An 18,478-nucleotide genomic window follows, 5' to 3' on the forward strand; every position below is an offset into this window, starting at 1 on the left:
GTGGCCGACCACAAGCTGCCCCGCAAGGACGCCGCTCCACGACCGGATGAGACCCAACTGCGTGTCGGCAGGCTCACCAAGGCCCACGGCCTGAAGGGCGCGATCAAGGTCGAGCTCTACACGGACGAGCCGGAGAAGCGGTTCGTTCCTGGAGCGGTCTTCACCCTGCAGGTGCCGACCGCATCCAAGTGGCACGGCAAGACCCTCGAGCTGACCGAGCTGCGCTGGTACAACGGACACGCCGTGGCGTTCTTCTCCGGCGTCGACGACCGCTCAGAGGCGGAGACCCTCATCAAGGCCATTCTCTGGGTGAGCCAGGATGTGAAGGAACTGCCGGACGAGGACGACGCCTGGTACGACCACCAACTGGTCGGGCTGGATGCGATCCGCGACGGCGCGAAGGTGGGAACGGTCGCCCGCGTCGACCACCTTCCGGCACAGGACCTGCTCGCGATCAAGACGGCGAACGGCGAAGTGCTGGTTCCGTTCGTCAAGGCGATCGTGCCCGAGGTCGACGTGACGGCGGGAACGGTCACGCTCACCCCGCCGGCCGGACTGTTCGAGGAACTGCCGGACGACGAGCCGGAGACGGACGCACCAGCCGCCGAGTGACGCACTCTGACAGAAGAGCCCCGACCGGGAGTCGGGGCTCTTTCTGCGTCCGTGTCGTCAGCGCTCGTATCGTCAGCGGACGATCGCGAGGCCGCGGGCGCGCAGAGAGCGGGTGTCCGCATCCAGTGCCGCCATCAGGCGTTCGTGGGTGCCGATGATGTGCCGGTGGATGCTGTCTGCCGCCGCGTCCGCATCCCGTGCCGCCAGCAGAGTCAGGATGTCGCGGTGCTCCTCCCAGGCCGTGCGTCTGGCGTCCTCGGTCCGCACCTCCAGCCAGCGGGTGCGGGCGAGGCGCGTCATCGCGGCGTCGACGCTGTCGGCGAAGAAGTGGTTGCCGGACAGGCTCGCCAGCTCCACGTGGAAGTGCGTGCCTGCGCGCATGGCGTCGTCACTCGGACGCTGCAAGTCGAACTCGCCGAGCCTGTTCGTGAGCGAGGCGATGGCGTCGTCGGAAGCGCGGGCGCAGCTGTGGCGCACAGCAGCCGACTCGACCGCATCCCTCAGCTCGCTGAGCCTGGCGATCTCGCCGAGGTCGATCGGCGTGATCTGCCAGGCGCGTCCGTCGCGCTCCACCAGGCCGTCGCCCTCCAGGCGCATCAGTGCTGCGCGCAGGGGAGTGCGGGATGCGCCGAGGTCGGTCTCGAGGCCGCGCTCGGTGAGGCGGGCGCCCGGCATCCGCTCCAGGTCGAGGATCTGCGCGCGCAGGCGGTCGTAGACGGTCGATTGCTCTGGCACGCGGACTCCTTTGGTATACCAAGACGGTATACCGCTAGGGTATACCTCGTGATCTCCACCGTACAACGCACACCGCGACCGTGGCTCATGCTGACCTTCGGCGTCATCGCCCAGGCCAGCTCCACCGTGTTCGTCTCGACGCCGGCGTTCCTCATCCCGCTGCTGCACACCGAGCGCGGACTCAGCCTCGCGCAGGCCGGTCTGCTCGCCTCCGCGCCGACGCTCGGACTCGTCATCACCCTGATCGGGTGGGGAGCGCTCAGCGACCGGATCGGAGAACGCTGGGTGATCGCCTCCGGCCTCGCGCTCACGGCGGCGGTCGCCTTCGCCGCGATGTTCGCCAGCGACTACCTCAGCCTCGGAGCGCTGTTCCTGATCGGCGGCATGGCCTCCGCGAGTCCCAACGCCGCCAGCGGGCGCGTGGTGATCGGCTGGTTCCCGAAAGAGCGCAGGGGACTCGCGATGGGCATCCGGCAGATGTGCCAGCCGCTCGGCGTGGCGGTCGCGGCACTCACCATTCCGCAGCTCGCCGCCTCCGGAGGGATCGCCGCCGCACTGGCGGTGCCTGCGGTGCTCTGTGCCGTGTCCGCCGTGCTCTGCGCCGTCGGGATCGTGGACCCGCCCCGGCCTCCGAAGGTGACGGGAGGGGAGGCGCATCCCCAGGCCGTGTGGAAGCCGTACCGGGAGACCTCGCTGCTGTGGCGCATCCACGGGGTGTCGATGCTGCTGGTGATCCCGCAGTTCACGGTGTCGACGTTCGGGCTGGTGTGGCTGGTGACCCAACTGCACTTCTCCGCCCTCGCGGCCGGGATCGTGATCGGCGTGAGCCAGTTCGCCGGGGCGCTCGGCCGCATCGGCGTCGGCCTGCTGAGCGACAGGGTCGGCAGCCACCTGCTTCCGCTGCGCTGGGTGTCCGTCGCCGCCGCCGTCGTGATGCTGCTGATGGCCGCGGCGTCGGCTCTCGGCGCGGTGTGGGCGGCGGTGATCCTGATCGTGGCGGCGATCGTGACCGTGGCGGACAACGGGCTGGCGTACACCTCGGTGGCGGAGATCGCCGGACCGTTCTGGTCCGGCAGGGCGCTCGGCACGCAGAACACCGGACAGTTCCTCGCGGCCTCCGTGGTGGGGCCGGCAGTTGGCGGGCTGATCACGCTGCTCGGCTATCCGCTCGCGTTCGCGGCCGTCGCGCTGTGCCCGGTGATCGCGGCGCCGCTCGTGCCGCGCGACAGGGAGCTCGCCGTCGTGCCGCAGTAGCAGCGCTCGAATAGGCTGGGGGGATGCGCATCGACATCGTCACGATCTTCCCCGAGTTCTTCGATGTGCTCGACATCTCCCTCCTCGGCAAAGCCCGCCAGACCGGCCTGATCGACCTCGGGGTCCACAACCTGCGCGACCACGCCCACGACAGGCACCGCACGGTCGACGACACCCCGTACGGCGGGGGAGCGGGCATGGTGATGAAGCCGGAGCCGTGGGGCGAAGCGCTCGACGGCATCCTGGAGGCGACGCCGGGCGACCCCCTGGTGATCTTCCCGTCGCCGGCCGGGGAGGTGTTCACCCAGCGGATCGCGCGCGAGCTCGCGGAGGAGAAGCACCTGGTCTTCGGATGCGGCAGGTACGAAGGCATCGACCAGCGCGTCTTCGACGACACCGCATCCCGAGCCCGCGTGCGCCTGATGAGCATCGGCGACTACGTGCTCAACGGGGGAGAAGTGGCGACGATGGCGATGATCGAGGCGGTCGGCCGCCTCATCCCCGGGGTGGTCGGCAACCCGGAGAGCCTCGTGCAGGAATCGCACGAGGACGGCCTGCTCGAATATCCCAGCTACACCAAGCCGGCCACCTGGCGCGGCCACGAGGTGCCGCCGATCCTGCTCTCCGGCAACCACGGAGCGATCGCCGCCTGGCGCCGCGAGCAGCAGCTCGCGCGCACCAGCGCCGTCCGCCCCGACCTCCTCCCGTAGCAATCGAGCCCAGGCTTTTTCACCTCAAAACCGCGGTTTGAGCTGAAAAAGCCTGGGCTCGACGGCTACGGGGCGGTGAGGACGAGCGGGCCGGACTCGGTGATGGCGACGGTGTGCTCGGAGTGCGCGCCGCGGGAACCGTCCGCGCTGCGCAGGGTCCAGCCGTCTCGGTCGGTGTAGATCTCGTCGGTCGACTCGAGGAACCACGGCTCGATCGCGATGACGAGACCGGGGCGCAGGGGATAGCCCCGGCCGGCGCGGCCGTCGTTGGCGATGTGCGGATCGCCGTGCATCGTGCGCCCGACGCCGTGCCCGCCGAACTGCAGGTTCACGGTGTATCCCTCCGCGTGGGCGACGGCGCCGATCGCGGCGGAGATGTCGCCGACGCGGCCGCCGGGCTGCGCGGCCTGGATCCCGGCCGCGAGTGCGCGGCGAGTGGTGTCGATGAGGTGGAGGTCCGCATCCCGTGGCTGCCCGACCACCAGGCTGATCGCGGAGTCGGCCACCCAGCCGTCGACGGATGCGGCGAAGTCGAGGGTGAGCAGGTCCCCGTCCTCCAGGCGGTAGTCGTGCGGAAGGCCGTGCAGCACGGCGTCGTTCACCGACGTGCAGATCACCTTTCCGAACGGGCTCGCCCCGAACGACGGGTGGTAGTCGATGTAGCAGGACTCCGCTCCGGCCTTCCGGATGAGGTCGTGTGCGATGCGGTCGAGCTCCAGCAGGTTCACGCCCACCTTCGCGGCCGCCGCCGTCTGCTTCAGCACATCGGCCACGAATCGGCCGGCCGGCCGCATCTGGTCGATCTCGGCGGGGGTCCTCAACTCGATCACGCTGTCTCCTTCATATTGCCACCAGTGTTCCACAGTAGTTGCACGCGCGGCGCATTCGGTGTGCGGCTGGCGTGCATCCGCCGGTATTCGGCCCTCGGCGAACCCGCAGCCGCTGCACAGGCGCGCGCCGCTACGCTGATCCCGTGATTCTCCGCAAGGCGTTCTACTGGTGGTTGTTCCCGTCCGCCGTGATCCTGCCTGTCTGGCTGCTCATCGGCTGGGCGATCTTCGGCTCCGGCGGGTGGAGCTTCATCGGGCTCCTGATCCTCTGCCCTGTGCTGTTCATCGCGATGCTCGCCATCGGCGGCATCATCATGGCGCGCAAGACCGTGCGCGACACGAAGGCGGTCTCCTGGTGGGATGTCGGGCTGATCGGCGCGTGGCACGCGTCCATCGTCGTCTTCGGCTGCTTCATCCCCGGCGTGATGAGCTGGCTCGCCGTCCTGGGCATCCTGCTCGGCCTCGCCGCGTTCTGGGTGTCGCTCTGGCAACTGGTCACCGAGGCCAGGATGCGCGTGCAGCAGACCTTCGAGGCATACGAACGCGCGGCGCAACCGCAGCAGGTACGCCGTCCGGAGCCGCTGTTCGAGGAAGGCTCGGAGGTCATCGTGATCGAGGAACGGCGGGACGAGCGCTGACCGCTTTGGCAAACGCATCCCGTTCATGGCAGAATTGATCTTTGTGTCGCGGCCAGGCTCTGCCACAGGGGAGCCAGCACTTCTCGCGCACACCCCATACCGTTGATTCCCGGTCGTCGCCTGCGCTCAGCAGGGGAGGGCCCCAAGTCCGTCCTCGACCTGTGGCGGGTACAGAGAGCGAACACGCAATGCATATCCTCGACCACGTCGATGCCGCTTCCCTGAAGCAGGACATCCCCGACTTCCGCGCGGGCGACACCGTCAAGGTTCACGTCAACATCATCGAGGGCAGCCGCTCCCGTATCCAGGTCTTCCAGGGCGTCGTCATCGGCCGCTCCAACGAGGGCGTGCGCGAGACCTTCACGGTCCGCAAGGTCAGCTTCCAGGTCGGCGTCGAGCGTACCTTCCCGGTGCACTCCCCGGTCATCGACAAGATCGAGGTCGTCACCCGCGGTGACGTCCGTCGCGCCAAGCTCTACTACCTGCGCGAACTGCGCGGCAAGAAGGCGAAGATCAAGGAGAAGCGCGACAACTAGGCTCCGTCCGAGTCGTCGGCTTCTCGACGCGCGCGGCATCGCGTGCGTCTGTCCTGAGCTCCCTGTCCCATACACTTGGCCAGGGAGCTCAGGCGGTTAAATGACGGACGAAGCAGTGCCCACCCGGTCAGACCGCGTGGCGAAGGAACGGCGCGGGAAGAACCGGCGCAGACGGCGCAGCACGAAGCTGTTCTTCCGCGACCTGCTGGTCATCGTGGTCGTCGCCGTGCTGGTGTCATTCCTGGTCAAGACGTTCGTCGTCCGTTCGTTCTACATCCCGTCGGCGTCGATGGAGAACACGCTCCAGATCAACGACAGGATCATCGTCAACGAGCTGGAGCCCGGACTCTTCCCGATCAGCCACGGCGACGTCGTCGTGTTCCGCGATCCCGGGGGCTGGCTTCCCCCGCAGCCGCCGACCAGGCAGAGCCCGATCGCGCAGGCCGTCGACTCCGCACTGACCTTCGTCGGCCTGTCTGCCTCCGACAGCGACGACCACCTGGTGAAGCGCGTGATCGGGCTGCCGGGCGACCACGTCGCCTGCTGCAACGCCGACGGCAGGATCACGGTGAACGGAACGCCGCTGGATGAGCCGTACATCCTGCTCCAGCCCGGCAACGTCAACGCCGCGACACTCGCGTTCGACGTCACGGTTCCGAAGGGCGAACTGTGGGTGATGGGAGATAATCGTTACAACTCCCAGGACTCCTCCCGCAATCAGAGCCTGCCCGGTCACGGGTTCGTCCCGATCGACCATGTCGTCGGTCGCGCGTTCGTGATCAGCTGGCCGTCGAGCAGGTGGACCTGGCTCGACAACTATCCGGATGTGTTCCGGGGCGTGGAGGAGGACAAGCGATGATGGCGCCGGTGACCCCCACCCTCCGCTTCGAGAAGTCCCTCTATCGCTCCGGGGTGACCTCGATCGTCGCCGTCGACGAGGTCGGTCGCGGCGCGCTCGCCGGTCCGGTGGCGGTCGGGATGGTCGTGATCGACACCGCGGTGAAGCGCATCCCGGTCGGGCTCCGCGACTCGAAGCTGCTGGCAGAGCCGGCGCGCGAGGCGATCGAGCCGTTCTGCCGCAAGTGGGTGCTCCACCACGCGGTGGGCATGGCGTCCGCCGCCGAGGTGGACTCGCTCGGCATCATGCGCTGCCTCGGGCTCGCGGGCGCTCGCGCGCTGGCGCTGCTGGAGGAGGGTGGCGCGGAGATCCGCGAGAGCACCCTCATCCTGGACGGCAACTACGACTACCTCAATCCCGCGCTGACGCGCCAAGCGAACGTGATCACCAGGATCAAGGCGGACAGGGACTGCGCATCCGTCGCTGCGGCGAGCGTGATCGCGAAGGTGGCGAGGGACAGGCTGATGATCCAGCACGACACCGAGTTCCCCGGCTACGGCTGGGCGTCCAACAAGGGCTATTCGAGCCGCGAGCATTTCGATGCGATCTCCGAACTCGGGCCGAGCGCCCTGCACCGGCTGACCTGGCTGCGGGACGCGGCCACCCTGCCCATTCCGACATGACCGGCGTTCGCGGCATAGACTTGTCGAACAATGGATGAAGACGAGTTCGACGACTACGACCGCGAGGTCGAGTTGGCTTTGTACCGCGAATACCGGGACGTCGTCTCGCAGTTCAAGTACGTGATCGAGACCGAGCGCCGGTTCTACCTCGCGAACGAGGTGGAATTCGTGCGCAGGGACACCGAGCACGACTTCTACTTCGAGCTGACGATGAACGATGTGTGGGTGTGGGATGTGTACCGTTCCGACCGCTTCGTGAAGTCGGTGCGCGTGCTCACGTTCAAGGACGTGAACATCGAGGAGCTGTCGAGCAAGGAGTTCGAGCTGCCGAAGGAACTCGCGCTCGACGAGTAGTTATCCCCAGCCGGTGGCTTTCCGGCTGTTCTCCACAGATTCTTTTCCGCTGTTCTCCGGCGACGCCTGCCACGTGAGGCTGTCTGCAGGAGGCAGCAATGGCAGCGAAAGACGAGTTGGGGCGCCGCGGAGAAGACGTGGCAGCGGAGTGGTTCGTACGGCGAGGGTTCGTCGTGCTGGATCGCAACTGGCGATGCTCGGCGGGTGAGCTCGACCTGATCGTCCGCGGCGACGGGGTCACGATCGTCGCGGAGGTGAAGACCAGGACCTCGGTGGCGTACGGCCATCCGTTCGAGGCGATCACGGCGACGAAGGCCGCCCGTTTGAGACGCCTGACAGCCGAGTGGTGCCGGGTGCGAGGGCCGGTGCACGGCCCGATCCGGATCGACGCGGTGGCCGTCATCGACGCATGGAGCGCAGCGCCATCTGTCGAGCACCTCGCGGGCGTGGCCTGATGTCCATCGCGCGCACATACGCCGTCGCACTGAACGGCGTCGACGGCGACATCGTGGAAGTCGAGGCCGACATCGCGGCCGGACTCCCGGCGTTCTCGCTGATCGGCCTGCCCGATACGTCGCTGGGCGAGTCGCGCAAACGCGTCGCCTCAGCGGCGATGAACGCCGGGTGCCCGCTCACCACCCGCAAGCTCACCGTGAATCTGTCACCGGCGTCGCTTCGCAAGCAGGGCTCCGCCTTCGACCTCGCCATCGCCGTCGCGGCTCTCGCGGCGGCGGGCGACCTCAGCGCGGAGTCGGCGGCGACCACCGTCCACCTGGGTGAGCTCGGCCTCGACGGGCGGCTGCGACCGGTTCCCGGCATCCTGCCAGCGGTCATCGCGGCGCGCGGAGCCGGATTCTCGCGCGTCGTCGTCCCCACCGCGAACGCCGAGGAGGCCGAGCTGGTCGACGGGATGGATGTGGTCCCCGTCGCCAGCCTGCGCCACGCCGCCATCCACCACGGCAGCTCCCTCGACCCCGTCGACGTGGACCCGGTCGCCCTCGGCGCGGTGGCTGGCGGCGCGGTGTCTGGCGGCGCGGTGGCTGTCGGCGCGGTGGCTGGCGGCGCGGTGTCTGGCGGCGCGACGTTCTCCGCGCCACCCGATCCGGACCTCGCCGATGTCGCCGGCAACGAGGAGGCCGTCGAAGCACTGGTGGTCGCGGCGGCGGGCGGTCACCACCTGTCGATGGTCGGTCCGCCCGGCGCGGGCAAGACGATGCTCGCGTCCCGGCTGCCCGGCCTCCTGCCGGACCTGACGCCGGAGCAGGCGCTCGAGGTCACCTGCATCCGCTCGCTCGGCGACGGCGGGGGAGTCCGGGGGATCGCAGGGGGAGGTCTAATCCGGCGCCCTCCGTTCGAGTCGCCCCACCACACCGCTTCCGCAGTCGCGATCGTCGGCGGAGGCACCGCCAGGATCGTGCCCGGCGCAATCGTGCGCGCCTCCCACGGAGTCCTCTTCCTCGACGAGGCGGCAGAGTTCCCGCCCACCGTGCTGGACGCCCTCCGTCAGCCTCTGGAGTCCGGCACCATCACCATCCATCGTGCCTGCGGCACCGCGACATTTCCGGCCCGCTTCCAGCTCGTCCTCGCCTCCAACCCCTGCCCGTGCGGCCGCTACGGCTCCGTCGACGACGAGTGCACCTGCACCCCGATCGCCCGCCGTCGCTACCTGGCACGCATGTCGGGCCCGCTGCTCGATCGCGTGGACATCCGCCTCACGGTGCGCAGCGTCGGCCTCGCGGCGCTGCGCGTGCGTGCGGACGACGAGGCGGACGGGCGGACGGACGGCGCTGGAGCGGGTGCCGCGGGCGCCGCGCGTGTCGTGCGCGCAGCGGGTGCCACGGGTGTCGAAAGCCCGCGCCCAATCCCGTCCGGCGGGCGGTCGTCACCGGGAACTCCGACCGCCATCCTGAGGCAGCGGGTGATCACCGCGCGAACCGTCGCCGCCGAACGCCTGGAAGGCACCGGCTGGACGACGAACGCGGCCGTCTCAGGCACGTGGTTGCGCACCGGGCCCCTCCGCCTTCCCCGCGCGGCGGTGGGTGCGCTCGACCGCGCCATCGACAGGGGCGCGATCACCATGCGCGGCTACGACAGGACTCTGCGCCTGGCCTGGACCATCGCCGACCTCGACGGTGCAACGTCCCCGACCGGCCACCATATCGGTGCCGCCCTCTACCTCAGACGGGGTGGCGCATGACCGACAACGATCGAGACGACAGGACGACAATGACACGGGACCAGGCAGCCTCCGCCACCAACCCCTCCGCCACCAACCCCTCCGCCCATGCGATCGACGGCGAGCCGCCTCATCCGAAGCGTGAGCGCATCGACGAGCGGATGCGCGAACTGAGAAGCCTCCAGGAGCAGGTGCGGGAACGCAAGCGGGCTCAGCAACAGGCCGCCAAGCAGCGCCGCATCCAGGAGCAGAAGCAGACCCTCGAGCGTCTGCGCGCCGGAGTGGAAAGGCGCAGGCAGCACACCGAAGACACGCGGAGACGCACGCAGCAGGGTGAGCGAACAGCCGGCGAGAACTCTCCCAGGACCAGCCTTCCGTTCCGTACGCTCGAACAGGAACGCCGAGAGCGCCGGGCGCGGGAGCTGACCGCGCACGAGTCCCGCCACGACGGGCGGTCAGCGACCGCCACGTCGGACTCGGGCGCGAGCCACGAATCCGCCTGCACGGCGTGCCCCGTCCAGCTCTTCGCTCGCGGTCGTCCATCGCCGGCGCACGGCTCCGGGGCGCGCGATCTCGCCATCCAAGAGAGGTACGAAGAGAGGTACGGCGAGAGGTTCGACGAGAGGTACGAGGGATGACGCGCGAACTCGCGGGCATCTCGCACCGCCAGATGGCGGAGCTGCTGGCTCCTCTCTCGCGCGAACAGAGCTTCGAACTCACTGGCGACCGCGTGGAGACGAGGTTCGCGTGGGCTACCTTCTCCACCCTGGTCGAGCCGGGCGACACGGACGCCCGCGCGCTCATCGAAGCACTCGGCCCCACCGCGGCGCTGCGCGCGGTCGTCGACGGCAACGAACCGGACGTGATAGTCGACCGGTTGCACGAAATCGACCAGGCCGCCGCCCACAACCTGAGCCCCCGGCTGGCATCCGCGTTGGCCCGCTGGAAGCCCCGTGTCGCTCTCGCGACGGCCACGCGAGCCCTGACGTCGGCCGCCCACCTGCGCGCTGTCCTCCTCACGCCGGACGACCCGGCGTGGCCCGAAACGCTGGATGCACTGGGCGACGGCGCTCCACTCGCCCTCTGGATGCGCGGCGATCCCGCGCGCCTTTCCGAACTCAGACGGTCCATCGCCCTGGTCGGCGCCCGCGCTGCGACCGGCTACGGCGAACACGTGGCGATGGAGAGCGCAGCGGGGCTGAGCGACCGCGGCTTCGCGATCGTGTCCGGAGGGGCGTACGGAATCGACGGTGCCGCGCACCGCGCAACGCTGGCGAGCGAGCAGACGACGGTGGCGTTCCTCGCCGGAGGCGTCGACCGCCTGTATCCGGCGGGTAACAGCCGCCTTCTCCAGCGCATCGCGGACCGGGGTCTGCTCATCGGCGAACTCCCGTGCGGTTCGCCGCCGACGCGGTGGCGTTTCCTGCAGCGCAACAGGTTGATCGCGGCTGTCGCGACGGCCACCGTGGTCGTCGAGGCCGGACGCCGCTCCGGTTCGCTCAACACCGCAGGCCACGCTGCGACGATGGGACGCCCTCTCGGCGCCGTCCCCGGCCCGATCACGTCGCCGGCGTCGTCCGGCTGCCACCGCCTCATCCGCGAATACGACGCGGTCTGCGTCACCTCCGCTGACGAGATGGCCGAGTTGGCTGACACGGACGCGACAGCCCAAGCCATTGGTCACGCGCCCCCGTCGACGCCCGCAGACGATCAGCGAACCCACGCGACGGTGACCGTGGACGCCGAGGAGACGCGCCTCAGGGATGCCCTCACCACGCGACGGCCCCGCACCATCGCCGACATCGCCGCCCGATCCGGCCTCGCCACCGCCGACGTCATGGCCGCCCTGGGCCGCCTCGAACTCGCCGGCTGGGTCAAGGAAGAAGAGGGCCAGTGGTACAAAGTCCACTGAGCGGAAGGTCGCGTGCCGGGGTGCGTCGCGTCGATCGGAGGTGGATTCATCGAGGTGGATTCATTGAGGCGGGGCGTCGCGACCGGTGTTCGGGCGGTCGTGGTGGAGGCTGGAGAGGTGGAGATCGAGCGCGCTATCGAGGGGTTTGCGGTGCACCTCGCGGTGGAGCGCGGGTATTCCCCTCAGACGGTTCGCGCGTACCGGTCAGACCTGAGTGCGCTCGCCGCCTTCGCGGGGACGAGGGAGGTCGCTGACACGGCCGGGTTGACGCTCGACGTGCTGCGCGACTGGCTGTGGGAATCGTCGCAGCGCGGACTGTCCAAGGCCACCCTCGCCAGGCGGTCTGCTTCGGCGAAAGGGTTCAGCGCGTGGGTGGCGCGCCAGGCGGGGGATCTCAACGACCCTGCGGTGAGACTCAAAGCGCCCAAGCCGGACAAGATGCTTCCGAGGGTGGTCAATCGCACCCAGATCGATGCGCTCCTCGGACGGCTCGGTGCGCTCGCCGAAGAGGGTGACGCCAACCGCGTGCGCGACCTCGCCGTGATCGAGCTGCTCTATGCCACCGGGATTCGGGTGTCAGAGCTCACCGGGCTCGACGTGGACGACGTCGACCTCGAACGGCTGACGGTTCGCGTGCTCGGCAAGGGGGCCAAAGAGCGCGTCGTCCCGTTCGGGGTCCCGGCGAAGACGGCGATCGTCGACTACCTCCGACGAGCACGCCCCCTGCTCGCGTCGGAGCGGTCGGGCCCCGCCCTGCTGCTCGGGCCTCGCGGAGCGCGGCTCGGACCGCGTGCCGTGTACGGGCTGGTGGCAGGTCTGCTTGCGGACGTCCCAGGCGGGGGACCGGCGGGACCGCACGCGCTCCGCCACACGGCAGCCACCCATCTGCTCGACGGCGGTGCGGACCTCCGCGCCGTGCAAGAACTCCTCGGCCACGCCAGCCTGGGCACCACGCAGATATACACGCACGTCTCCACGGAACGCCTCAAGGAGAGTTACCGCATCGCTCACCCTCGCGCCTGAGCTCGCGCCCGCTGCCGCGCCCGCTGCCGCGCCTGCTGCCGCGCCTGCTGCCGCGCCCGCTCCCGCGGCGGAAGGTGCGCCCCAACGGGTTCCAGGGGGAGCAGCACCGCGCGCGGCACCCTGTCGAAGAAGAGCAGGGGAGAGACGTACTGCCCGTCGATGCGAACGCCGACGTGGAGACAGCCCGCGGCGCAGTGTCCTCCCTCAGAGACGCGGCCAAGCGGGGCACCGGCCGAGAGCTCGGCGCCGACCTCGAGGCTGGACGCGAGCGGTTCGTAGCTGGAAAGGACACCGTCCCCGTGGTCCAGGGTCAGGACCGGGCGATCCACCACGACGCCGACGAACCTCACCGTCGCCCTCGACGGGGACGAGACAGCCGCGCCGGGAGACGCGGCGAGGTCGATGCCTCGATGGCCGGCCGCGTAGGGCGCCGGGGGAGCGGCGTACGCGTTCGAGACGACGACGGGAGCGACGGGCCACCGCCACCGCGGCTCGCGCCCAACCGCGTCGGCACCCGACGCGCGTGCAGGGAATGAGGCTCCGGCTGCCCCTGCTGCTCCGGCCGCTCCGGCTGCTCCGGCTGCTCCGGCCGCTCCGGCTGCCCCGGCACAGACAGCCAGGCAGGCGAATCCCATCGCTGCCGCGAGGGCAACCCTCCAGCGCACCCGAACCCGTCGAGCCCCCACCCCGCACATCCGCACCACCGTCCCTTCCGACGCACGTCTGCGACGCGCGCACGCGACGCACGCCCACACAACGCGCGCCCACGACGCACGCCCACAACCGCGAACGACGCATCGCGTCCGCTCACCACCCACTCTCCGACGCCTGCCCCGTCACCGGCTCCGCGCATCCCGAACCAGTGGACAACCCGCCCACTGCCGCGCCTGTGCAGAACCACCGGCACCCCGATCGCCCCGCGCGCCCGCACCCACCTCACGACGAACCAGCCGTGCTCTTGCCCGTTGTCGGCTTCGGAGTATCGTGTGGGTCGCCGGTCCGCCGCAGCCAGCGGTGCAGCCTTCACCAACAACCGAAAAGGTCTTACATGTCTGATCAGCAGAGCGCGTCGTCGTCCTCGTCGTCCGCCGCAGCCTCGTCGGAGTCCGACGCACACATCCCGACGCCGACAGGGGCCATGCGCAGGAAGGTCATCGGGCTGGCGGTCGCCGCGGCCGTCGGCGGCTTCCTGTTCGGATTCGACTCGTCCGTGGTCAACGGCGCGGTCGACTCGATCCAGAAGCATTTCGCGCTCAACGCGTTCGTGACGGGATTCATCGTCGCCATCGCCCTCCTCGGCTGTGCGGCGGGCGCGTACATCGCCGGACGGCTCGCCGACCGGTGGGGGCGGCTCAAGGTCATGCTGCTCGGCGCCGTCATGTTCCTGGTCAGCTCGATCGGGTCGGCCCTCGCGTTCTCCGCATGGGATCTGGGCATCTGGCGCATCATCGGCGGCCTCGGCATCGGGATCGCGTCCGTCGTCGCTCCGGCGTACATCGCCGAGATCGCGCCGAAGCAGTCGCGCGGCAGCCTCGCATCGCTGCAGCAGCTCGCGATCACCATCGGTATCTTCGTGGCGCTGCTCTCCGACGCCCTGCTCGCCGGGGTGGCAGGGTCCGCATCCAATCAGCTCTGGCTGGGGCTCGAGGCGTGGAGGTGGATGTTCCTGGTCGGAGTGATCCCGTCGGTCGTCTACGGCGTGCTCGCCTTGACGCTGCCGGAGTCTCCGCGCTATCTGCTGGCGACCGGCAAGCACGACGAGGCGCGCAAGATATTCGCCACGCTCGTGCCGGAGAGCGACGTCGACCGTCAGATCTCCGACATCGAGCGCGCCATCGCCGAGGACAAGGAAGGCAAGAAGGCCACGCTCCGCGGCAACAGGTTCGGGCTGAAGCCGATCGTCTGGATCGGCATCATCCTGTCGGTCTTCCAGCAGTTCGTCGGCATCAACGTGATCTTCTACTACTCCACCACCCTGTGGCGCGCCGTCGGCTTCACGGAGAGCAATTCGCTGCTGATCACCGTCATCACCTCCGTGACGAACGTGGCGGTGACCATCGTGGCCATTCTGCTCGTCGACAGGGTCGGTCGACGTCCGATCCTCCTCACCGGCTCGATCGGCATGACCGTCTCGCTCGGCGTCATGGCGCTGGCCTTCGCGTTCTCGGAGAAGACGGACGGCGTCGTGAGCCTGCCTGGCGCGTGGGGGCCGGTGGCGCTGGTGGCCGCCAATCTGTTCGTCGTCTGCTTCGGCGCATCCTGGGGTCCGCTGGTCTGGGTGCTGCTCGGCGAGATCTTCCCGACCAAGATCCGCGGGAAGGCGCTCGGCGTCGCGGCGGCGGCACAGTGGATCGCCAACTTCCTGGTCACCATCAGCTTCCCGCCGATGTCCGACTTCTCCCTGCCGTTCACATACGGGATGTACGCCATCTTCGCTCTGCTGTCGTTCTTCTTCGTGTTCTTCAAGATCCCGGAGACCAACGGAATGGCGCTGGAGCACGCCGAGACGCTGTTCACCAACGCGGGCAAGAATCGCGGGCCGCAGGTGCGGTCGACCGGCGACACCGTCTGAGGCGGGACCGCGCATCCACAGGCGAGGGTGGATGCGCGCCGGGCCCGCAGTTCCTGGTAAGCTTTCCTGAGCACTCCGCCCGTCGGAGTGACTACGCGTGCCCATCTGGCCCTCACGGGCCGGCGCCGCATCCACCGGTCTTCCTTATCCAGCGGTCATCCGCACGGTGAGCGAAGCGGATGTGCGCGCAGGGCGCCAGGAGCGGCGGCCACTCGGTCGTCACTGACAAACCGCAACGCGCATCCGCCTGCCAGGACGAACACTCCTGCTCCGGATGCCCAGAAAAGGAGAACGGCACAATGGCCGTTGTAACCATGCGCCAGCTGCTCGACAGCGGCGTCCACTTCGGACACCAGACCCGTCGCTGGAACCCGAAGATGAAGCGCTTCATCCTCACCGAGCGCTCCGGCAGCTACATCATCGACCTGCAGCAGTCGCTCGCGTACATCGACAAGACGTACGAGTTCGTCCGCGAGACGGTCGCCCACGGCGGCACCATCCTCTTCGTCGGCACCAAGAAGCAGGCTCAGAACGCGATCGCCGAGCAGGCGACCCGCGTCGGCCAGCCATACGTCAACCAGCGCTGGCTCGGTGGTCTGCTGACCAACTTCCAGACGGTGTCGAAGCGTCTTGCTCGCATGAAGGAGCTCGAGGAGCTCGACTTCGAGGGCACCACGAGCGGCTTCACCAAGAAGGAACTGCTCATCAAGAAGCGTGAGCTCGACAAGCTGCACAAGTCGCTCGGCGGCATCCGCAACCTGACGAAGACGCCGAGCGCGCTCTGGGTGGTCGACACCAAGAAGGAGCACCTGGCGATCGACGAGGCCAAGAAGCTGGGCATCCCGGTCATCGGCATCCTCGACACCAACTGCGACCCGGACGAGGTCCAGTACCCGATTCCGGGCAACGACGACGCCATCCGCTCCGTCGGCCTCCTCACCCGCATCGTCGCCGACGCCGCGGCCGAGGGCCTCATCCAGCGTCACCAGAAGCCGGAAGAGGGCACCGAGCCCGCCGAGCCGCTCGCCGAGTGGGAGCAGGAGCTCCTGAAGGCCTCCGGCGAAGAGGTCCAGGCCAGTGCAGAGACCGAGAAGGCCGCTGACGCCGACCTCGCAGAGGCCAAGGCTGACTCCGCCGAGGTCGTCGCCGAGGGCGAAGCAGTCGCAGAGGCAGTCGCCGAGACCGAGGCTGCCGACGAGGCCGCCGCTGTCGCGACCGACGACGCCACCGAGGCGGTCGTCGAGGCCGAGACCGAAGCCAAGTAGTCCGCTTCCTCTCCAAACAGTTTCAAAAGACAAGGGTTCTCAACGAACATGGCAAACATCAGCATCGCTGACATCAAGGCCCTGCGCGAGCAGCTCGGCACGGGCATGGTCGACACCAAGAAGGCGCTCGAGGAGGCCGATGGCGACATCGACAAGGCCACCGAGATCCTGCGCCTGAAGGGTGCGAAGGGCAACGCGAAGCGCGCAGACCGCTCCACGAGCGAAGGTCTCGTCGCGGCCAAGGAGAACGGCACGTCCGCCACGATGATCGAGCTCGCGTGCGAGACCGACTTCGTCGCCAAGGGCGAGAAGTTCGTCGCACTCTCCGAGAAGGTTCTCGACGCGGTCACCGCAGCGGGCGCCACCACGGTCGAGGAGGCCCTCGCGGCCCCCGCCGGCAGCCAGACCGTCGCCGAGGTCATCGGCGACGAGGCGGCCATCCTCGGCGAGAAGGTGGAACTGCGTCGCGTGGCCGTCGTCACCGGCGAGCACTTCGCGATCTACCTGCACAAGACCTCCAAGGACCTGCCCCCGCAGGTCGGTGTCGTCCTCGGCTACGCCGGAGACGACGCGGAGACCGCTCGCAGCATCGCGCAGCACATCTCCTTCGCCAACCCGGAGTACCTCACCCGTGAGGACGTCCCGGCCGAGGCGGTCGAGAACGAGCGTCGCATCGTCGAGGAGATCTCGCGCAACGAGGGCAAGCCGGAGGCCGCGCTCCCGAAGATCATCGAGGGTCGCCTCGGCGCATACTTCAAGCAGGTCGCGCTCCTCGAGCAGGACTACGCCAAGGACAACAAGCTGAGCATCAGCCAGGTGGTCAAGGATGCGGGAATCACCGTGTCCGGCTTCGCCCGGTTCAAGGTCGGCGCCTAGCACCACCATGAAGGAGTCCGGATCGTCTCGTACGATCCGGACTCCTTTTCTGTGCGCACCCACTGCGCGCACCCAGTAGCTTTAACGAGATCGCTCACGGAAGGACTCAGTACGCATGTCGGAATCCAACAAGAGGCGCAGGGTCCTTCTCAAACTCTCCGGTGAGGCGTTCGGCGGAGGCCAGCTCGGCGTCAACCCGGACATCGTCAGCGCCATCGCCCGCGAGATCGCGCAGGCGGCTCAGGATGTCGAGATCGCGATCGTGGTCGGCGGAGGCAACTTCTTCCGCGGCGCGGAGCTCTCGCAGCGAGGCATGGACCGCGGACGCGCCGACTACATGGGGATGCTCGGCACCGTGATGAACTCGCTCGCCCTGCAGGACTTCCTCGAACAGGCAGGCGCCGAGACCCGCGTGCAGTCCGCCATCGCCATGACCCAGGTGGCTGAGCCCTACATCCCGCGTCGCGCAGAGCGGCACCTGGAGAAGGGTCGCGTCGTCATCTTCGGCGCCGGCGCAGGTCTGCCGTACTTCTCCACCGACACCGTCGCCGCCCAGCGCGCCCTCGAGATCGAGGCCGACGTGGTCCTCGTCGCCAAGAACGGCGTCGACGGCATGTACGACGACGACCCCCGCACCAACCCCGACGCGCGCAAGATCGACCAGATCAGCCACCAGCAGGCCCTCCAGCAGAATCTCAAGGCCGTCGACTCGACCGCGCTCAGCCTCTGCATGGACAACGGGATGCCGATGCGCATCTTCGGCATCGAGCCGGCAGGCAACGTGACGGCAGCGCTGCTCGGCGCCGAGATCGGCACCCTGCTCGGCTGACACCGGCGCCCTGCCGCCCGGCCGTCCCCATCCGGGGCTCTAGACTAGAAACCGATTCACCGACTGAAGGAGAGACCGTGATCGCGGATGTGATTTCCGACGCCACCCAGCGCATGAGCAAGACCGTGGAGTCGGCGAAGGACGACTTCAGCACGGTGAGCGCCGGGCGTGCGAACCCCGCGCTCTTCCAGAAGGTGCTCGTCGACTACTACGGCTCTCCGACGCCGCTCGCGCAGCTCGCCGGGCTCCAGAACCCCGAGGCCCGCGTTCTCCTGGTCACGCCGTACGACAAGTCGGCGCTCAAGGAGATCGAGAAGGCCATCGTGGCGATGCCGAACCTCTCGGCGAACGTCGGCAACGACGGCGACATCGTGCGCGTCACCCTCCCGGAGCTCACGGAGGATCGTCGTAAGGAGTTCGTGAAGATCGTCCGCACCAAGGGCGAGGACGCCAAGGTCGCGATCCGCAACATCCGTCGCAAGGCGAAGGATGAGCTCGACGCACTCAAGAGCGAGGTCGGGGACGACGATGTCGCCCGCGGCGAGAAGGAGCTCGAGAACGTCACCCGCGCGCACGTCGACGCCGTCGACGAGGCGTTGAAGCGCAAGGAAGCCGAACTCCTCGAGGTCTAGGCG

Annotated in this window: 21 protein-coding genes; 18 read left to right on the forward strand and 3 right to left on the reverse strand. The window is 68.7% G+C overall.

Translation table 11 applies throughout. The features are described from left to right. Positions 1 to 612, forward strand: coding sequence for a ribosome maturation factor RimM (gene rimM / locus ACYVGI_RS05425; protein ID WP_460631644.1), 612 nt, complete (start codon positions 1 to 3; stop codon positions 610 to 612). A gap of 72 nt (positions 613 to 684) precedes the next feature. Here rimM and ACYVGI_RS05430 read toward each other — a convergent pair whose 3' ends face one another. After that, the gene (locus ACYVGI_RS05430; protein ID WP_460631645.1) at positions 685 to 1,347 is read right to left on the reverse strand and encodes a GntR family transcriptional regulator; all 663 of its coding nucleotides are present in this window, start codon (positions 1,345 to 1,347) and stop codon (positions 685 to 687) included. 87 nt (positions 1,348 to 1,434) lie between these two features. Between ACYVGI_RS05430 and ACYVGI_RS05435 the strand changes: the two genes are divergently transcribed. Both ACYVGI_RS05435 and trmD read left to right on the forward strand, forming a co-directional pair. Next, on the forward strand, positions 1,435 to 2,601 hold the full coding sequence (locus ACYVGI_RS05435; RefSeq protein ID WP_460632404.1) for an MFS transporter: 1,167 nt from the start codon (positions 1,435 to 1,437) through the stop codon (positions 2,599 to 2,601). 23 nt (positions 2,602 to 2,624) lie between these two features. Beyond that, on the forward strand, positions 2,625 to 3,311 hold the full coding sequence (gene trmD, locus ACYVGI_RS05440) for a tRNA (guanosine(37)-N1)-methyltransferase TrmD (protein WP_460631646.1): 687 nt from the start codon (positions 2,625 to 2,627) through the stop codon (positions 3,309 to 3,311). A 65-nt stretch (positions 3,312 to 3,376) separates the two neighbouring features. Here the strand turns inward: trmD and map are convergent, their stop codons facing one another. Then, positions 3,377 to 4,141, reverse strand: a complete 765-nt coding sequence (map, locus tag ACYVGI_RS05445) for a type I methionyl aminopeptidase (RefSeq protein ID WP_460631647.1) — start codon at positions 4,139 to 4,141, stop codon at positions 3,377 to 3,379. A 143-nt stretch (positions 4,142 to 4,284) separates the two neighbouring features. Here map and ACYVGI_RS05450 point away from each other — a divergent pair, with 143 nt between their 5' ends. From ACYVGI_RS05450 to ACYVGI_RS05495, 10 genes are all read left to right on the forward strand, one after another. After that, the gene (locus ACYVGI_RS05450; protein ID WP_460631648.1) at positions 4,285 to 4,779 is read left to right on the forward strand and encodes a hypothetical protein; all 495 of its coding nucleotides are present in this window, start codon (positions 4,285 to 4,287) and stop codon (positions 4,777 to 4,779) included. Between the two features lie 188 nt (positions 4,780 to 4,967). Further along, the gene (gene rplS / locus ACYVGI_RS05455; RefSeq protein WP_055893091.1) at positions 4,968 to 5,315 is read left to right on the forward strand and encodes a 50S ribosomal protein L19; all 348 of its coding nucleotides are present in this window, start codon (positions 4,968 to 4,970) and stop codon (positions 5,313 to 5,315) included. Positions 5,316 to 5,415: 100 nt separating this feature from the next. Continuing rightward, complete coding sequence (lepB, locus tag ACYVGI_RS05460) at positions 5,416 to 6,174, forward strand: signal peptidase I (protein ID WP_460631649.1); 759 nt, start codon at positions 5,416 to 5,418, stop codon at positions 6,172 to 6,174. Further along, complete coding sequence (locus ACYVGI_RS05465) at positions 6,174 to 6,836, forward strand: ribonuclease HII (protein WP_460632405.1); 663 nt, start codon at positions 6,174 to 6,176, stop codon at positions 6,834 to 6,836. Before lepB ends, ACYVGI_RS05465 begins: the two co-directional genes overlap by 1 nt. A 30-nt stretch (positions 6,837 to 6,866) precedes the next feature. Beyond that, positions 6,867 to 7,190 carry a DUF2469 domain-containing protein gene (locus ACYVGI_RS05470; RefSeq protein ID WP_055893100.1) on the forward strand — a complete coding sequence of 108 codons (324 nt, stop codon included), beginning with the start codon at positions 6,867 to 6,869 and terminating at the stop codon, positions 7,188 to 7,190. Between the two features lie 98 nt (positions 7,191 to 7,288). After that, positions 7,289 to 7,645, forward strand: a complete 357-nt coding sequence (locus ACYVGI_RS05475; protein WP_460631650.1) for a YraN family protein — start codon at positions 7,289 to 7,291, stop codon at positions 7,643 to 7,645. Next, positions 7,645 to 9,387, forward strand: coding sequence for a YifB family Mg chelatase-like AAA ATPase (locus tag ACYVGI_RS05480; RefSeq protein ID WP_460631651.1), 1,743 nt, complete (start codon positions 7,645 to 7,647; stop codon positions 9,385 to 9,387). Before ACYVGI_RS05475 ends, ACYVGI_RS05480 begins: the two co-directional genes overlap by 1 nt. Then, positions 9,384 to 10,004, forward strand: a complete 621-nt coding sequence (locus ACYVGI_RS05485) for a hypothetical protein (protein WP_460631652.1) — start codon at positions 9,384 to 9,386, stop codon at positions 10,002 to 10,004. The genes ACYVGI_RS05480 and ACYVGI_RS05485 overlap by 4 nt, the downstream gene beginning before the upstream one ends. Beyond that, a complete protein-coding gene (dprA, locus tag ACYVGI_RS05490; RefSeq protein WP_460631653.1) occupies positions 10,001 to 11,278 on the forward strand; it encodes a DNA-processing protein DprA in 1,278 nt (425 codons plus the stop codon). Before ACYVGI_RS05485 ends, dprA begins: the two co-directional genes overlap by 4 nt. A gap of 117 nt (positions 11,279 to 11,395) precedes the next feature. Beyond that, positions 11,396 to 12,301, forward strand: coding sequence for a tyrosine recombinase XerC (locus ACYVGI_RS05495; RefSeq protein WP_460632406.1), 906 nt, complete (start codon positions 11,396 to 11,398; stop codon positions 12,299 to 12,301). Here the strand turns inward: ACYVGI_RS05495 and ACYVGI_RS05500 are convergent. After that, a complete protein-coding gene (locus ACYVGI_RS05500) occupies positions 12,286 to 12,966 on the reverse strand; it encodes a murein hydrolase activator EnvC family protein (RefSeq protein WP_460631654.1) in 681 nt (226 codons plus the stop codon). The two genes, ACYVGI_RS05495 and ACYVGI_RS05500, sit on opposite strands and share 16 nt — an antisense overlap. A 383-nt stretch (positions 12,967 to 13,349) precedes the next feature. On the opposite strand from ACYVGI_RS05500, the gene ACYVGI_RS05505 reads away from it, so the two are divergent. The 5 genes from ACYVGI_RS05505 to frr all read left to right on the forward strand — a co-directional run bounded on the left by ACYVGI_RS05505 (position 13,350) and on the right by frr (position 18,475). Beyond that, positions 13,350 to 14,873: a sugar porter family MFS transporter gene (locus ACYVGI_RS05505; RefSeq protein WP_460631655.1), complete on the forward strand. Its 1,524-nt coding sequence runs from the start codon at positions 13,350 to 13,352 to the stop codon at positions 14,871 to 14,873. Between the two features lie 299 nt (positions 14,874 to 15,172). Continuing rightward, positions 15,173 to 16,138, forward strand: coding sequence for a 30S ribosomal protein S2 (gene rpsB, locus ACYVGI_RS05510; RefSeq protein WP_460631656.1), 966 nt, complete (start codon positions 15,173 to 15,175; stop codon positions 16,136 to 16,138). A 48-nt stretch (positions 16,139 to 16,186) separates the two neighbouring features. Then, complete coding sequence (gene tsf, locus ACYVGI_RS05515; protein ID WP_055893137.1) at positions 16,187 to 17,014, forward strand: translation elongation factor Ts; 828 nt, start codon at positions 16,187 to 16,189, stop codon at positions 17,012 to 17,014. Between the two features lie 115 nt (positions 17,015 to 17,129). Continuing rightward, a complete protein-coding gene (pyrH, locus tag ACYVGI_RS05520) occupies positions 17,130 to 17,843 on the forward strand; it encodes a UMP kinase (RefSeq protein ID WP_055893140.1) in 714 nt (237 codons plus the stop codon). 77 nt (positions 17,844 to 17,920) lie between these two features. Then, positions 17,921 to 18,475: a ribosome recycling factor gene (frr, locus tag ACYVGI_RS05525; RefSeq protein ID WP_460631657.1), complete on the forward strand. Its 555-nt coding sequence runs from the start codon at positions 17,921 to 17,923 to the stop codon at positions 18,473 to 18,475. Positions 18,476 to 18,478 lie beyond the last annotated feature (3 nt).

It is taken from the genome of Leifsonia lichenia (assembly GCF_054780215.1).

What these genes read in the sequence shown, in the direction of transcription:
- tsf (WP_055893137.1), top strand. Translation starts at nt 16,187, where the DNA reads ATGGCAAACATCAGCATCGCTGACATCAAGGCCCTGCGCGAGCAGCTC.
- ACYVGI_RS05435 (WP_460632404.1), top strand. Translation starts at nt 1,435, where the DNA reads ATGCTGACCTTCGGCGTCATCGCCCAGGCCAGCTCCACCGTGTTCGTC.
- ACYVGI_RS05505 (WP_460631655.1), top strand. Translation starts at nt 13,350, where the DNA reads ATGTCTGATCAGCAGAGCGCGTCGTCGTCCTCGTCGTCCGCCGCAGCC.
- ACYVGI_RS05470 (WP_055893100.1), top strand. Translation starts at nt 6,867, where the DNA reads ATGGATGAAGACGAGTTCGACGACTACGACCGCGAGGTCGAGTTGGCT.
- ACYVGI_RS05480 (WP_460631651.1), top strand. Translation starts at nt 7,645, where the DNA reads ATGTCCATCGCGCGCACATACGCCGTCGCACTGAACGGCGTCGACGGC.
- dprA (WP_460631653.1), top strand. Translation starts at nt 10,001, where the DNA reads ATGACGCGCGAACTCGCGGGCATCTCGCACCGCCAGATGGCGGAGCTG.
- ACYVGI_RS05475 (WP_460631650.1), top strand. Translation starts at nt 7,289, where the DNA reads ATGGCAGCGAAAGACGAGTTGGGGCGCCGCGGAGAAGACGTGGCAGCG.
- ACYVGI_RS05465 (WP_460632405.1), top strand. Translation starts at nt 6,174, where the DNA reads ATGGCGCCGGTGACCCCCACCCTCCGCTTCGAGAAGTCCCTCTATCGC.
- rplS (WP_055893091.1), top strand. Translation starts at nt 4,968, where the DNA reads ATGCATATCCTCGACCACGTCGATGCCGCTTCCCTGAAGCAGGACATC.
- pyrH (WP_055893140.1), top strand. Translation starts at nt 17,130, where the DNA reads ATGTCGGAATCCAACAAGAGGCGCAGGGTCCTTCTCAAACTCTCCGGT.
- rpsB (WP_460631656.1), top strand. Translation starts at nt 15,173, where the DNA reads ATGGCCGTTGTAACCATGCGCCAGCTGCTCGACAGCGGCGTCCACTTC.
- lepB (WP_460631649.1), top strand. Translation starts at nt 5,416, where the DNA reads ATGACGGACGAAGCAGTGCCCACCCGGTCAGACCGCGTGGCGAAGGAA.
- trmD (WP_460631646.1), top strand. Translation starts at nt 2,625, where the DNA reads ATGCGCATCGACATCGTCACGATCTTCCCCGAGTTCTTCGATGTGCTC.
- ACYVGI_RS05485 (WP_460631652.1), top strand. Translation starts at nt 9,384, where the DNA reads ATGACCGACAACGATCGAGACGACAGGACGACAATGACACGGGACCAG.